Origin of the sequence: Aquibium sp. A9E412 (assembly GCF_030398335.1) — a bacterium.
GTDB lineage: Bacteria > Pseudomonadota > Alphaproteobacteria > Rhizobiales > Rhizobiaceae > A9E412.
Genome location: NZ_JAOAOP010000002.1, coordinates 149916 through 163655, shown reverse-complemented (window position 1 = coordinate 163655; position 13740 = coordinate 149916). Strand labels below are relative to the sequence as shown.

General features: G+C 70.9%; 12 protein-coding genes and 2 tRNA genes. 8 read left to right on the top strand and 6 right to left on the bottom strand.

Features of this window, described 5'->3' with window-relative positions; genetic code table 11:
- Window positions 1–353: 353 nt before the first annotated feature.
- Entirely contained in the window at window positions 354–1022 is a 669-nt protein-coding gene (purN, locus tag N1F89_RS02080; protein WP_290081009.1) for a phosphoribosylglycinamide formyltransferase, read from the bottom strand.
- The gene (gene purM, locus N1F89_RS02075) at window positions 1019–2083 is read right to left on the bottom strand and encodes a phosphoribosylformylglycinamidine cyclo-ligase (protein ID WP_290081005.1); all 1065 of its coding nucleotides are present in this window, start codon (window positions 2081–2083) and stop codon (window positions 1019–1021) included. The genes purN and purM overlap by 4 nt, the downstream gene beginning before the upstream one ends.
- A gap of 201 nt (window positions 2084–2284) precedes the next feature.
- Here purM and N1F89_RS02070 point away from each other — a divergent pair, with 201 nt between their 5' ends.
- The 6 genes from N1F89_RS02070 to N1F89_RS02045 all read left to right on the top strand — a co-directional run bounded on the left by N1F89_RS02070 (window position 2285) and on the right by N1F89_RS02045 (window position 5869).
- A complete protein-coding gene (locus N1F89_RS02070) occupies window positions 2285–2842 on the top strand; it encodes a CDP-alcohol phosphatidyltransferase family protein (protein ID WP_290081003.1) in 558 nt (185 codons plus the stop codon).
- Window positions 2814–3950, top strand: a complete 1137-nt coding sequence (locus N1F89_RS02065; protein WP_290081001.1) for an AI-2E family transporter — start codon at window positions 2814–2816, stop codon at window positions 3948–3950. The genes N1F89_RS02070 and N1F89_RS02065 overlap by 29 nt, the downstream gene beginning before the upstream one ends.
- Window positions 3951–3953: 3 nt before the next feature.
- Window positions 3954–4649, top strand: a complete 696-nt coding sequence (gene hdaA, locus N1F89_RS02060) for a DnaA regulatory inactivator HdaA (RefSeq protein WP_290080999.1) — start codon at window positions 3954–3956, stop codon at window positions 4647–4649.
- 91 nt (window positions 4650–4740) lie between these two features.
- Window positions 4741–4817: transfer RNA gene (locus N1F89_RS02055), tRNA-Pro, on the top strand.
- Between the two features lie 60 nt (window positions 4818–4877).
- Window positions 4878–5183, top strand: a complete 306-nt coding sequence (locus tag N1F89_RS02050; RefSeq protein WP_290080997.1) for an ETC complex I subunit — start codon at window positions 4878–4880, stop codon at window positions 5181–5183.
- A 609-nt stretch (window positions 5184–5792) separates the two neighbouring features.
- Window positions 5793–5869, top strand: a tRNA-Arg gene (locus N1F89_RS02045).
- Between the two features lie 110 nt (window positions 5870–5979).
- Here N1F89_RS02045 and N1F89_RS02040 read toward each other — a convergent pair.
- The 4 genes from N1F89_RS02040 to N1F89_RS02025 form a co-directional block, all read right to left on the bottom strand.
- On the bottom strand, window positions 5980–7035 hold the full coding sequence (locus tag N1F89_RS02040; protein WP_290080995.1) for an HWE histidine kinase domain-containing protein: 1056 nt from the start codon (window positions 7033–7035) through the stop codon (window positions 5980–5982).
- A gap of 269 nt (window positions 7036–7304) precedes the next feature.
- Window positions 7305–8075, bottom strand: a complete 771-nt coding sequence (locus N1F89_RS02035) for a GGDEF domain-containing protein (protein ID WP_290080993.1) — start codon at window positions 8073–8075, stop codon at window positions 7305–7307.
- Window positions 8076–8258: 183 nt separating this feature from the next.
- Window positions 8259–9788 carry a cryptochrome/photolyase family protein gene (locus tag N1F89_RS02030; RefSeq protein WP_290080992.1) on the bottom strand — a complete coding sequence of 510 codons (1530 nt, stop codon included), beginning with the start codon at window positions 9786–9788 and terminating at the stop codon, window positions 8259–8261.
- Between the two features lie 97 nt (window positions 9789–9885).
- A complete protein-coding gene (locus tag N1F89_RS02025) occupies window positions 9886–11064 on the bottom strand; it encodes a cystathionine beta-lyase (protein WP_290080990.1) in 1179 nt (392 codons plus the stop codon).
- A gap of 330 nt (window positions 11065–11394) precedes the next feature.
- Between N1F89_RS02025 and N1F89_RS02020 the strand changes: the two genes are divergently transcribed.
- Both N1F89_RS02020 and N1F89_RS02015 read left to right on the top strand, forming a co-directional pair.
- The gene (locus tag N1F89_RS02020) at window positions 11395–12411 is read left to right on the top strand and encodes an amino acid ABC transporter substrate-binding protein (RefSeq protein ID WP_290080988.1); all 1017 of its coding nucleotides are present in this window, start codon (window positions 11395–11397) and stop codon (window positions 12409–12411) included.
- Window positions 12412–12542: 131 nt separating this feature from the next.
- Window positions 12543–13739, top strand: a complete 1197-nt coding sequence (locus N1F89_RS02015; protein ID WP_290080986.1) for an amino acid ABC transporter permease — start codon at window positions 12543–12545, stop codon at window positions 13737–13739.
- Window position 13740 lies beyond the last annotated feature (1 nt).

The following is a 13740-nucleotide window of genomic DNA, read 5'->3' as shown; positions in this document are numbered from 1 at the left end:
CACACCCCGCAGGCGGGGAGAGGGTGAGGCAGCGCGCGTCTTCGCCGACGCGTCGTCGCCCGCCGGCATGAGGGCGACACGCCAACCGTCCCTTCTCCCCGCACGCGGGGAGAAGGTGCCCCGAAGGGGCGGATGAGGGGCGGCGCGGACGTTCGCCGCACGGGCGCCGCCATCCCTGAGAAAACCGCGCGCCGCCGCCACCGCGGCGCTGCCCCTCACCCTGCCCTCTCCCCGCAGGCGGGGAGAGGGAAGCGGCGACGCTTTCCCGGCAGCGCCAGCCCCATCTCCCCCTCGAGGGAGAGGTGCCCGGCAGGGCAGAGGGGGAGTGCCGAAGCGGGGCGTCCCTCGGGCGCTCAGCCGGCGCCCGGCGACACGAGCATCGCCGTCGCGTCGTCCTCGGCAAGGCCTGAGAACACCGCCCTGGCGCCCGACATGCGCACCTTGCCCTCGGCGACCAGCCGCAGCGCCGCCGGGTAGAGCCGGTGCTCGGCGGCGAGCACCCGCGCGGCGAGCGCCGGCTCGTCGTCGCCGGCCAGGACCGGCACCGCGGCCTGCGCGACGATCGGCCCGGCATCCATCTCGGCGGTGACGAAATGCACCGTGCAGCCATGCACGCGCACGCCGGCGGCGAGCGCCCGGGCGTGCGTGTCGAGGCCGGCGAAGAGCGGCAGCAGCGAGGGGTGGATGTTGATCATGCGGCCCTGCCAGCGCTCGACGAAGGCGGCGCCGAGAAGCCGCATGTAGCCGGCCAGGCAGACGATGTCGGCGCGCGCCTCGGCGAGCGCGGCCTCGACGGCCTGCTCGTGCGCGGCGCGGTCGGCGAAGTCGCGGCCGGGCAGGGCGACCGTCGCGAGGCCGTGGTCGCGCGCCACCGCGAGGCCGGGCGCCTCGGCGCGGTTGGCGATAACGGTGGCGATCTCGGCCGGGTAGGCGGGATCCATGGCCGCCGCGATCAGCGCCGCGAGGTTCGAGCCGCGGCCCGAAATCAGCACGGCGACGCGCTTGCGCCGCGCGCGGCTCATAGGGCGAGCCGGCCGCGCGAAACGACGCCCGCATCGCGGCGCGGCACCACCCGGCCGAGCGTGGTGACGGTCTCGCCGGCCTTCTGCAGCACGGCGGCGACCTGCGCGGCCTGGCCGGCGGCGACCACCAGCACCATGCCGATGCCGCAGTTGAAGGTGCGCAGCATCTCCGCCTCCGCCACGCCGCCCGCCTCGGCCAGCCAGCCGAACACCGGCGGAACGGCGATCGCGTCGAGCTCCACCTCGGCGGCGAACGCCGCGGGCAGCGCGCGCGGTAGGTTGTCGGGAAAGCCGCCGCCGGTGATGTGCGCCAGCGCCTTGATGCCGTGCGTGCCGCGGATCGCCTCGAGCACCGGGCGCACATAGATGCGCGTCGGCGCGAGCAGCGCGGCGCCGAGGCTCTCGCCGGCGGCGAAGGGGGCGGCATCGTCGTAGCCGAGGCCGGCATCGGCGACGATGCGGCGCACCAGCGAGAAGCCGTTCGAATGCACGCCGGACGAGGCGAGGCCGAGCAGCACGTCGCCCTCGGCCACGTCGTCGCTGGGCAAGAGCGTGCCGCGCTCGGCCGCGCCGACGGCGAAGCCCGCCAGGTCGTAGTCGCCGCCCGCATAGAGCCCCGGCATCTCCGCCGTCTCGCCGCCGATCAGCGCGCAGCCGGCCATCCGACAACCCTCGGCGATGCCGCCGATCACCGCCGCCGCCTGCTCGGTGTCGAGCCGGCCGGTCGCCAGATAGTCGAGGAAGAACAGCGGCTCCGCCCCCTGCACCACGAGGTCGTTGACGCACATCGCCACCAGGTCGATGCCGACGGTGTCGTGCCGGCCGGCCTCGATCGCCACCTTGAGCTTGGTGCCGACGCCGTCGTTGGCGGCGACCAGCACCGGATCGGCGAAACCGGCCGCCTTGAGGTCGAACAGGCCGCCGAAGCCGCCGATCTCGCCGTCGGCGCCGGGCCGGCGGGTCGCGCGCACGGCGGGCTTGATGCGCTCGACGAGCGCGTTGCCGGCGTCGATGTCGACGCCGGAGTCGGCGTAGGTCAGGCCGTGCTTGCGCTCGGGCATGGGCGGCGGGTCCGTCGGCTGGGGCTGTCGCTGGCTCCTTGGCACGAAGCGCGCGGCGCCGCAAGCGGCCGCGCGCGGCGGCTGGCCGGTCGCCGCGCGGCGCGCTGGCATCTTGAACGTGCGCCCGCCGCCGGCCATGTAACAGCCGGCGCCCGCATGCCCGCATCGGCGGCGCGCGGGCGGTGGCTGGAGGGATGGGCCGTGACGGTTGCCAACCTGATCACGCTCGGGCGCTTTTTCCTTGTGCCGGCGGTCGTCTTCGCGCTGCTCACCGAGCATGTCGGCTGGGCCTTCGTCGGCTTTCTCGTCGCCGGCATCTCCGACGGCGTCGACGGCTTCATCGCGCGCCAGTTCGACCAGCGCTCCGAGCTCGGCGCCTATCTCGATCCCGTCGCCGACAAGCTGCTTCTGGTGTGCGTCTTCGTCGTGCTCGGCTACATGGGCGAGCTGCCGCTGTGGCTGGTCGTCGCCGCGGTGTCGCGCGACGCGCTGATCGTCGGCGGCGTCGTCATGGCCTACATGCTCGGCCACCCGATGGCGATGAAGCCGATCTTCGTGTCCAAGGCCAACACGCTGGTGCAGATCGTGCTGGCCGCCGCCGTCCTCGGCGAGCTCGCCTTCGACCAGGCGCTCGGCCCGCTGCGGCCGGGGCTGGTCTATCTGTCCGGCCTCTTGACCGCGGCTTCGGCGGCGGCCTATCTCATGGCCTGGATCAAGCACATGGGCGGCTATGTCGAGAGCGACACGCCAAGCGAGTGACGCGGGGGCGCAGGGTCGCATCGCCGCCCGGCTGCGCCGCCAGATCGCGTTCTGGCTGGTCGCGGCGGCGCTGTTCGCCGGCTTTCTCTACCTGTTCAGCTCCATCCTGCTGCCGTTCCTGGCCGGGCTGGTGCTGGCCTATTTCCTCGATCCGATCGCCGACCGCCTCGAGGCGATGGGCCTGTCGCGGCTCGCCGCCACGGTGACCATCCTGGTCGGCTTCGTCATCGTCTTCGTGCTGGCGCTGATGCTCATCATCCCGGTCCTGGCCGGCCAGCTCGAGGACTTCCTCGGCCGCCTGCCGGACTATCTCGCCCGCCTGCAGGCGCTCGCCATGCAGTTCGATCCGGGCTGGTTCACCGACACGATCGGCGTCGACACCGACGACCTGCGCGGCGGGCTGAGCACGCTTCTCGCCGAGGGCACGGCCTTCCTGGCGGCGCTCTTCCAGTCGGTGTGGAGCTCCGGCGTGGCGCTGGTCAACCTGGTCAGCCTGTTCGTCGTCACCCCGGTCGTCGCCTTCTACATGCTGCTCGACTGGGACCGCATGATCGCCCGCGTCGACGGCTGGGTGCCGCGCGACAACGTCGAGACGGTGCGCCGGCTGGCGCGCGAGGTCGACACGGCGGTCGCCGGCTTCGTGCGCGGCCAGGGCACCGTCTGTCTCATCCTCGGCGCCATCTACGCGCTCGGGCTGACCCTGGTCGGGCTCAATTTCGGCCTGCTGATCGGCCTGTTCGCCGGCCTCATCAGCTTCATCCCCTATGTCGGCTCGCTGATCGGCCTGATCCTGTCGGTCGGCGTCGCGCTCGTGCAGTTCTGGCCGGAGTGGTACTGGGTGGCCGCGGTGGCGGCGATCTTCTTCGGCGGCCAGTTCATCGAGGGCAACATCCTGCAGCCCAACCTGGTCGGCAAGAGCGTCGGCCTGCACCCGGTGTGGCTGATGTTCGCGCTGTTCGCCTTCGGCTTCCTGTTCGGCTTCGTCGGGCTGTTGATCGCCGTGCCGGCCGCCGCCGCCGTCGGCGTGCTGGTGCGCTTCGCCATCGAGCGCTATCTCGCCTCGCCGCTCTATGCCGGCCAGGGCGAGCCGCCGCCGGACGAGGACTAGGCGATGGTCTCGCGCGCCCGCCAGCTTCCCCTGGCGCTCGATCACCATGCCGGCTTCACGCGCGACGATCTCGTCGTCAGCGCCGCCAACCGCGAGGCCGTGGCGCTGATCGAGGCCTGGCCGGACTGGCCGGCGCCGGTCGCCGTGCTGGCCGGCCCGCCGGGCGCCGGCAAGTCGCATCTGGCGGCGATCTGGCGGGCCCGCTCGGGGGCGGCGGCCTTCGCCGCGCACGACATCGGCCCGGCGGCGATCGCCGCGGCGGCGTTGGGCCCGGTGTGCATCGACGACGCCGACGCGCCGGGCCGCGACGAGGCGGGGCTGTTCCACCTCGTCAACGCCGTGCGCGCCGCCGGCCACCACCTGATGCTGACCGCCCGCCGGCTGCCGGCGGCCTGGGACGTGGCGCTGCCCGACCTCGCCTCGCGGCTGCGCGCGGCCGCCGCGGTGGAGATCGGCCCGCCCGACGAGGCCACGCTCGCCGCCGTCATCACCAAGCTGTTCGCCGACCGCCAGGTCGCCGTCGAGCCGCGCGTCGTGCAGTATCTCGTGCGCCGCATCGAGCGCTCGCTGTCGGCCGCCAACGCGGTGGTCGATCGGCTCGACCGCGCCGCGCTGGAGCGCAAGGCGCCGATCACCCGCGCGCTCGCGGCCGCGGTGATCGGTCCGCAGGAGGCGGACGCGCCGGCCCACGACCGCTGAGGGCGGCGGGAACGCGCGGCCGCGTGCCGCAGTTTCCGCTTGCGGAAAACGGTGCGAGACTCTACGCAACGGGCCGGTCCGCGGACCGCGCCGGAGCGTAGCGCAGCCTGGTAGCGCACCTGATTTGGGATCAGGGGGTCGCAGGTTCGAATCCTGCCGCTCCGACCAGCCGTGCGGCGGACCGAGGCAAGGCACCGTTGGCCGACGAACGAGCCAGGAGGACGAGACATGGCCGCGCGCATCTACAGCCCGTCGAGGACGGCGATGCAGTCGGGCTCCGCCAAGACCGGGCACTGGGTGCTGGAGTTCGAGCCCGAGACGCCGCGCACCATCGATCCGCTGATGGGCTACACCTCCTCGCGCGACATGCGGCGCCAGGTGCGGCTCACCTTCGAGACGAAGGAGGAGGCGGTCGCCTATGCCCGGCGCAACGGCATCGCCTTCCGTCTCGAGGAGGCCAAGCCGCCCAAGCGCCGGCAGATCTCCTATGCCGAGAACTTCCGCTACGACCGCAAGGTCCCCTGGACGCATTGACCGGCGCGGCCGGGGCCGGCCGCGCGGCCGCCGGAAGGGCGGCAAGCGGTTTTCCGACGCCGCGATGGTCTGTATAAGCGATCACGCCGCATGTCTGCGACGCGATGCGAGGCCACCCGGCCGCACCGTCGTCGAGGCGCGACGGCCCCGTAGCTCAGCCGGATAGAGCACCGGCCTTCTGCAATGTTGATTATCACCTAACGAAATATAAATCTAAGATTTCAGAAATGATTTAATCATATTTTTGTGGTAGTTATTGGTTTTTTATCTAGTTCCACAAGCCAATAGAGCGACCCAATTCGATAGAGAAGTATCCAAACGTACCAACCGCAACTAATACAGCTAACATCTGCTCAAACCATCTAAGGCGAACGATTCGCCTGGTGACTATCTCCTTGCCGTCCCAAAACAATTTTCCGCTAGTCTCATGAATGCCAAGAAGGGAGATCCCATTCATCGAAACTGCGAAGACCCCATCCGGCCACTCCGCTGGTCGATCATTAGAAAACTTTGTGGCTCGCAAATGCTCCCAGTCGGTCGCCATTTTCGAGATCTCCCACGCTGTTGAAAGCTAACCAAGCTAGTGCCATACAGGCTCACCCTCAAGACGGCCCCGTAGCTCAGCCGGATAGAGCACCGGCCTTCTAAGCCGATGGTCGCAGGTTCGAGTCCTGCCGGGGTCGCCATCTCTCAATGGGTCCATACCGGGGACATGGTTTACAGCTGATACCGGAGAGATCGTTTACACATTCTGCGGGGCGAATGGCCGGCCGCGCGGCGACCGGCGCGCCGGCGCTCAGACGGCCGGTTCCCTCTGGCCGTTGCCGCGGGTCGGGCAGGCCGCCGCGCGGTGCGCCTGCGGCGTTCCGGCCGGCCAGCGGAAGCGGGCGCGCACGCCGGTGCTGCCGAGCTCGTAGCGCACGCTCGCCTTCGGGTCGCCGGCGAACGCGGCGCGGATGAGGTGCGTGCCGAAGCTGTCGTCGGCCTGCGCCCCGACGGTCGTCTCCTCGTCCCAGTCGAGCACCACCTCGCCGCCCTCGACGCGCCACGACAGCACCACCGGGCCGCGGCCCTCGGCCAGCGCGCCGTACTTCATCGCGTTGGTCGACAGCTCGTAGAGGGCCATGCACAGCTCGCGCACGTGGTCGGCCGGCACCACGGCCTCGGGTCCGCGCTGCACCGTCAGGCCGGGATTGGGCAGGAACGGCGCCAGCGCCGATTCCACCACGGCGTCGAGCGAGGCGTCCTGCCAGTCCTCGCGCACCAGCACGTCCTGCGCCACGCTCAGCGCCGCGAGGCGGTGCGTCAGCAGCTCGCGGTAGCGCTCCTTGGTGTCGGCCTCGCGGTAGACCTTGGAGGAGATGGCCTGGACCACCGCCAGCAGGTTCTTGATGCGGTGCACGGATTCGCGCGCCGCCTCGCCGCGCCGCGCCTCGCTCGCCCTTGCGGCGTCGATCACCAGCCGGGCCCGGCCGACGGTCCAGCCGAGCAGCAGGGAGGTGGCGAGAAAGGTCGCCAGCGAGACCGCCTCGCCGCGGCCCGCGAAGGACAGGCTGCCGTGCTGCGGCAGGAAGAACCACCACGCGATCGACAGCGCCGCCACCGCCGCGGCAAGGCCGGTGCGCGGGCCGCCCGCCAGCGCGGCCGCGACGACCGCCGGGTAGAGCGTGATGAAGGCCGGCAGCGGCTCGCCGGCGATCGCGGTCAGCAGCGGCATCGCCGCGCTCGCCGCCAGGATCACCGCGCCGGCGACGAGCCAGGCCGCCGGCGAGCCGACGGCCGGACGGCCGATGCGCTGCTTGAAACCCGCCCGACGGGCCTTCAAACCACGCGCGATGCGTCCTTTCGCCATGATGTCCCCTCTGCGGGCGCAAGGGTCCCGGATCCCGCTGCCCGCGGCTGCACTGCGCCAACCACTATATGTCCAAAAACAGCGGGGAAGAAGCGATTCCTACAGGCAATCATGCGCTTACGCAGCGTCCGCCCGCCCTTCTGCGGCCCGCTCGGGCGCGCTGCCGTGCGGTCGGGTCGCGCGCCCGGCGAGCGGCGCCGGGCCGCCGGATCGACGGGTCGAACGGCCTTCTTGCCGCCAGCCCGCGCCACCGCCCGCGGCCTGGCGGCCTATGCCGCCAGCCGCGGCACCCGGCCGAATTCGACGCGGTTTCGGCCGCGGTTCTTGGCCCGGTAGAGGCAGCGGTCGGCGGTGCGGAAGGCGGCGTCGAGCGAGGCGGAACGGCCCTCGACCGCCGCGCCGCCGACGCTGACGGTCACGGTGCGCTGGCCGCGCCCGTCGAGCGGCAGCGGCGTCGCCGCGACGGCGTGCCGCACGCGCTCGGCCGCCGCGCGGGCGGCCTCGGCGCCGATGCCGGCCAGGAAGATGGCGAACTCCTCGCCGCCGATCCGGCCGACCGTCTCATGCAGGCCGGCAGCGCTCCGCAGCGCGCCGGCGACCGCCTGCAGCGCCCGGTCGCCCGTCGCATGGCCGTAGGTGTCGTTGATCGCCTTGAAGCGGTCGACGTCGATGATCAGCAGCACGCCGCCATCCGATTCCAGCAGCCGGCGCGTCATCTCCGTCGTGAAGCCCTCGCGGTTGAGCACGCCGGTCAGCCGGTCGTGCGAGGCGGCGTGCGCCAGGCGGGCATGCGACTGCTTGAGCGCCCGGTGCGCCTCCTCCAGGCCGACCAGCGCCGCCTCCAGCCGCGCGCGGTTGGCGAAGATGTGCCAGGCGACGGGGGCGGCGATCAGCACCGGGACGACGAACACCTCGATCCAGCCGAGCCAATCGAGCGGCTGGTCGAGCACGGTGCGCGTGAGAAAGGTCAGGGTCGCCGAAGCCGCCACCGCGGTGGCGGTGACGATGGCGGTGCGGATGGCGATGCGCGAAGAGCCCATGCCCGCACCCTAGGCGGGAAGGGGTGAATCCGCCGTTTCGCAGATCGTTCAAATGCCGCCGATCGGCGGACGCCCGGCGGCCCGGAGCCGTTCTGCCTTTCGCGGAATCGCGGATCGGCTCCAAGGTGTCGTTTCAACGCGTTTGCGGGCGGCGAACCGGTTTCCGCGTCGCCTGGAAACGCGTTAGGCGAGCGCCTCCAGAAAGCGGGCCGCGTCGCGCCGCATGGCCTCGCGGCGTGCCGGATCCATGCGCTCGAGCGTGCGGTAGACCACCGCCAGCCGGCGGTTGTCCTTCAGCCGGTCGCGGTTGCGCGCCAGGAAGTCCCAGTAGAGATGATTGAAGGGACAGGCGTCGGGGCCCGTCCGGCGCTTCACGTCGTAGCGGCAGCGGCCGCAATAGTCCGACATGCGGTCGATGTAGCTGCCCGAGGCGGCATAGGGCTTGGAGGCGAACAGGCCGCCGTCGGCATAAAGGATCATGCCGACCACGTTGGGCATCTCCACCCATTCGTAGGCGTCGTGGTAGACCAAAAGGTACCACTGCTGCACCGCGACGGGATCGAGCCCGGCGAGCAGGCAGAAATTGCCGATCACCATCAGCCGCTGGATGTGGTGGGCGTAGGCGTTGTCGCGCGTCTCGCCGATCGCCTGCGCCAGGCAGTTCATCTCCGTCTCGGCCGTCCAGAAGAAGTCCGGCAGCGGCCGCCGCGCGTCGAGCGCGTTCGCCTGCGCGTAGTCCGGCATCTTCAGCCAGTAGATGCCGCGGACGAACTCGCGCCAGCCGACGATCTGCCGGATGAAGCCCTCCACGGCGTTGAGCGGCGCCGCGCCGGCGTGGTAGGCGTCCTCGGCCCGCCGGCAGCACTCGCGCGGGTCGAGCAGGCCGCAGTTGAGAAGCGCGGAAAGCTGCGAGTGGAACAGCAGCGGCGCGCCCTGGCGCATGGCGTCCTGGTAGTCGCCGAAGAACGGCAGCGCGTTGGCGACGAACCAGTCGAGGCTGGCGAGCGCGTCGGCGCGCGTCACCGGATGCGCGAACGGCGTGAGGCGGCCGAAATTGTCGCCGAAGCGCGCCTCCACCATGGCCAGCACCGCGCGTGTGATGCGGTCGGGCGCGAAGGCGGGGCGCTCGGGCAGGGCGATGTCGGCCGGCAGCGGTCTGCGGTTGTCGGCGTCGAGGTTCCAGCGGCCCCCTTCCGGCGCCTCGCCATGCATCAGATAGCCGGTGCGCCGGCGCATCAGCCGGTAGAAATGCTCCATGCGCAGGGTCTTGCGGCCGTCCTCGGCGAAGTCGCGGAAGTCCTCGTGGCTGGCCAGGAAGCGGTTGTCGGCGCGGATCTCGACGTCGGCGTCGAACCGCTCGCGCCAGTCGCGCATCATGGCCAGCACGCGCCATTCGCCCGGCTCGGTCATCACGATGCGCTGCGGGCGATGGTGCGCCACCGCGGCGGCCAGCGCCTCGCCGAGCGAGCCGTGCGCCTGGTCGCCGTCGAGCCGGCGGTAGTCGACGGCGATGCCCTCGGCACGCAGCGCCTCGGCGAAGTGGCGCATGGCGGAAAAGACGAAGGCGAGCTTCTTCTTGTGGTGCGGCACGTAGCCGGCTTCCTCGGCGACCTCGGCCATCAGCACCACATCGTCGGCGGGGTCGAGGTCGGCGAGGGCGGAAAGCCCGCGCGAAAGCTGGTCGCCGAGCACCAATCGCAGGCTGTGCACCATGTCCGCCGGAAGCCCCTTTGCCGCTGTCGCCGGCGCATAAGGGTGGGGCGCGCGCGCCGGCCGTCCAGTCCCGGCGTCCGGTTTCGCCGGGCCGGCGTCAGGCGCGGGCGGCCGCCGCCAGCCCGCGCTCCAGGTCGGCGATCAGGTCGGCGACGTCCTCGAGCCCGATCTGCAGGCGGATGACCGGCCCTTCGGCCGGCGCCGTGGCGACGGTCCGGTCGTCGAGCTGGACGTGCACGGCGAGGCTTTCGTAGCCGCCCCAGGAATAGCCGAGGCCGAAGATCCGCAGCGCGTCGAGGAAGCCGTGCGCGGCCCTCGTGTCGCCGCCGTCGAGCACGATCGAGAAGATGCCGCTGGCGCCGCAGAAGTCGCGCTTCCAGATGGCGTGGCCGGGATGCGAGGGCAGGGCGGGATGCAGCACCCGCGCCACGCCGGCCTGCCCCTCGAGCCATTCGGCGATCGCCAGCGCGCTCGCCGCGTGGCGCTCCAGCCGCACGCCCATCGTGCGCAGGCCGCGCAGCACCTGGTAGACGTCGTCCGGGCCGGCGCAGATGCCGAGCGTCATGGTGGTGTCCTGGAGCCGGGGAAAGCAGGCGCGGGTCGCCGACACCGTGCCGAGCAGCACGTCGGAATGGCCGGCGGGGTATTTCGTGGCGGCGTGGATGGAGATGTCGACGCCGTGGTCGAGCGGCCGGAAGAACAGCGGTGTTGCCCAGGTGTTGTCCATCATCACCACCGCGCCGCCGTCGTGCGCGGCCGCCGCGATGGCCGGGATGTCCTGCATCTCGAAGGTGTTGGAGCCCGGCGATTCGGTGAACACGACGCGCGTGTTCGGCTTCATCAGCGCCGCGATCCCGGCGCCGGCATGCGGGTCGTAGTAGTCCACCGCGACGCCCAGCCGCGCGAGCACCGTGTCGGCGAAGCGGCGCGTCGGCGTGTAGACCGAATCGACGATCAGCGCGTGGTCGCCGGCCGACAGGAAGGCGAGCAGCGGCACGGTGACCGCGGCCAGGCCCGACGGCACGACCACCGTGCCGGCCGCGCCTTCCAGCGCGTCGGTCGCCGCGGCGAGCGCGTCGACGGTCGGCGTGCCGCGCAGGCCGTAGGTGTATTTCTGGTTGCGTGCGGCCATCGTGCCGGCGTCGGGAAACAGCACCGTCGAGGCGTGCACGACCGGCGGGTTGACGAAGCCGTGGTAGCTCGCCGGGTCGTGCCCGAGATGCGCCAGCCGCGTGTTGATGCCGGCCTCGCGGCCCGTCGTGTCGTCGTTCGTCATGCCCGCCTGCCGCCTCGTTTCGCCCTGCCCGTGGTTCCGGTCCCATGGCTACCTAGGCGAGAGCCGACGCCGATGCAACGCGGCTGCAAGCTGCGCCGCGGCGGCCGTTGCGGAACGGCGGGCGAGGCGTCGCCCGTCATCTTCCGGTTGCCCTTGACCCGCGGAAAATTATCGCATTCGATGCAATTCGTGAATGGGAGAAGACACGTGCCAAGGCGCGTTGCCGTGGCGGCTTGCTACGGCGAGTTCCCGCTTCCGCACGGAACCGAAGGTTGTCCTGGCCCGCACGAGGGCCGGGGCGTTCAAAACAGAACAAGGGGTTCATTGGGTATGAAACACGCTATCAAGGTCCTGCTCGGGTCGGCCGTCGTCGCCATGACCGCGACGGCCGCGTCCGCGGCCACGCTCGACGACGTGAAGGAGCGCGGCACGCTGAAATGCGGCGTGAGCCAGGGGCTGCCCGGCTTCTCCAACCCGGACGCCGACGGCAACTGGTCGGGTCTGGACGTCGACTTCTGCAAGGCGGTGGCCGCGGCGGTCTTCGACGACCCGTCGAAGGTCGAGTACGTGCCGCTGTCGGCCAAGGAGCGCTTCACCGCGCTGCAGTCCGGCGAGGTCGACCTTCTGTCGCGCAACACCACCTGGACGATGAGCCGCGACACCCAGCTCGGGCTCAACTTCGCCGTCGTCAACTACTATGACGGCCAGGGCTTCATGGTGCGCAAGGACATGAACATCAACTCGGCGCTGCAGCTTTCCGGCGCCGCGGTGTGCACCAACACCGGCACGACGACCGAGCTCAACGTCGCCGACTACTTCCGCGCGAACAACATGGACTACGAGCTGGTCGCCTTCGAGAAGGCCGACGAGGTCGTCGCCGCCTACGACGCGGGCCGCTGCGACGTCTACACCACCGACCAGTCGGGCCTCTATGCGCAGCGCCTCAAGCTGACCAACCCCGACGAGCACATGGTGCTGCCGGAGATCATCTCGAAGGAGCCGCTCGGCCCGGCCGTGCGCCAGGGCGACGACCAGTGGCTGAACGTCATGAAGTGGGTGCACTTCGCGATGCTGCAGGCCGAGGAGTCCGGCGTCACGCAGGACAATGTCGAGGAGATGAAGAACTCCGACAACCCGACGATCAAGCGCCTGCTCGGCACCGAGGGCGAGTTCGGCCCGGCGATCGGCCTGGAGAACGACTGGGCCGCGCGCGTCATCAGCCATGTCGGCAACTACGGCGAGTCCTTCGCCCGCAACGTCGGCCCCGAGACGCCGCTGTCCATCTCGCGCGGCATCAACGCGCTGTGGACCAAGGGCGGGCTGCAGTACGCCCCGCCGATCCGCTAGGACGCCAAGACGAAAGCCGCCCGGGCGACCGGGCGGCTTTTCACCATAAGACATGCCGATAACAAGAACGCGCCGCCGGACGCCGCCCCTCGAGGGCCGGCGCGGCAGATGCGGCGCACAGGGGAACGGGCATGGCCGCGCATACGCATGCTGCCGATGAGCCGGCGCCGAAGGTCGCGCTGCTCAACGATCCGAAAATCCGCGCCTGGATCTTCCAGGCCGTCCTTCTGGTGGTGCTGGCCTGGCTCGTCTGGGTCGGCATCCAGAACATGTTCGCCAACCTGCGGGCGGCGAACATCTCGTCGGGCTTCGGCTTTCTCGGCCGCAACGCCGGCTTCGCCATCAGCCAGTCGCTGATCGAGTACGAGCAGGCCTCCTCGACCTACGGCCGCGTCTTCATGGTCGGGCTGCTCAACACGCTGCTCGTGTCGGCCGTCGGCATCGTCATCGCCACCATCCTCGGCTTCATCGTCGGCATCGCCCGGCTGTCGCCCAACTGGGTGCTGGCGCGGCTCGCCGCCGCCTACATCGAGACGCTGCGCAACATCCCGCTGCTGCTGCAGATCTTCGTCTGGTACTTCTCGGTGCTGCGGCTGCTGCCGAGCCGCCGCGAAGCGCTCGACCTCGGCTTTCTCGGCCAGATCAACATCTCCGGCTGGTATGCGCCGCGCCCGGTGCTCGGCGAGGGCAGCGGCCTGATCGGCTGGGCGCTGCTGATCGCCGTCGTCGCCGTGGTGGCGCTGGCGCGCTGGGCGCGCAGACGCCAGGAGGCGACGGGCGAGCGCCTGCCGGTGCTGTGGCCGGCGATCGGCCTGATCGTCGGGCTGCCGCTGGTCGCCTATCTGGCCGCCGGCATGCCGCTCGCCTTCGAGTATCCCGAGCAGGGCAATTTCGGGCCGCGCGGCGGCACCCGCGTCTATCCCGAGTTCATCGGCCTGCTGCTGGCGCTGTCCTTCTACACCGCCGCCTTCATCGCCGAGATCGTGCGGGCCGGCATCCTGGCGGTCAACCGCGGCCAGACCGAGGCATCCTACGCGCTCGGGCTGCGGCCCGGCCAGACGCTGCGCCTGGTCATCGTGCCGCAGGCGCTGCGCATCATCATCCCGCCGCTCACCAGCCAGTATCTCAACCTGACGAAGAACTCGTCGCTGGCCGTCGCCATCGCCTATCCCGATCTCGTCTCGGTGTTCGCCGGCACCGCGCTCAACCAGACCGGCCAGGCCGTCGAGATCCTGATGATGACGATGCTGACCTATCTGGCGCTGTCGCTGCTGATCTCGGCCTTCATGAACTGGTACAACGCCAAGATGGCGCTGGTGGAGCGGTAGC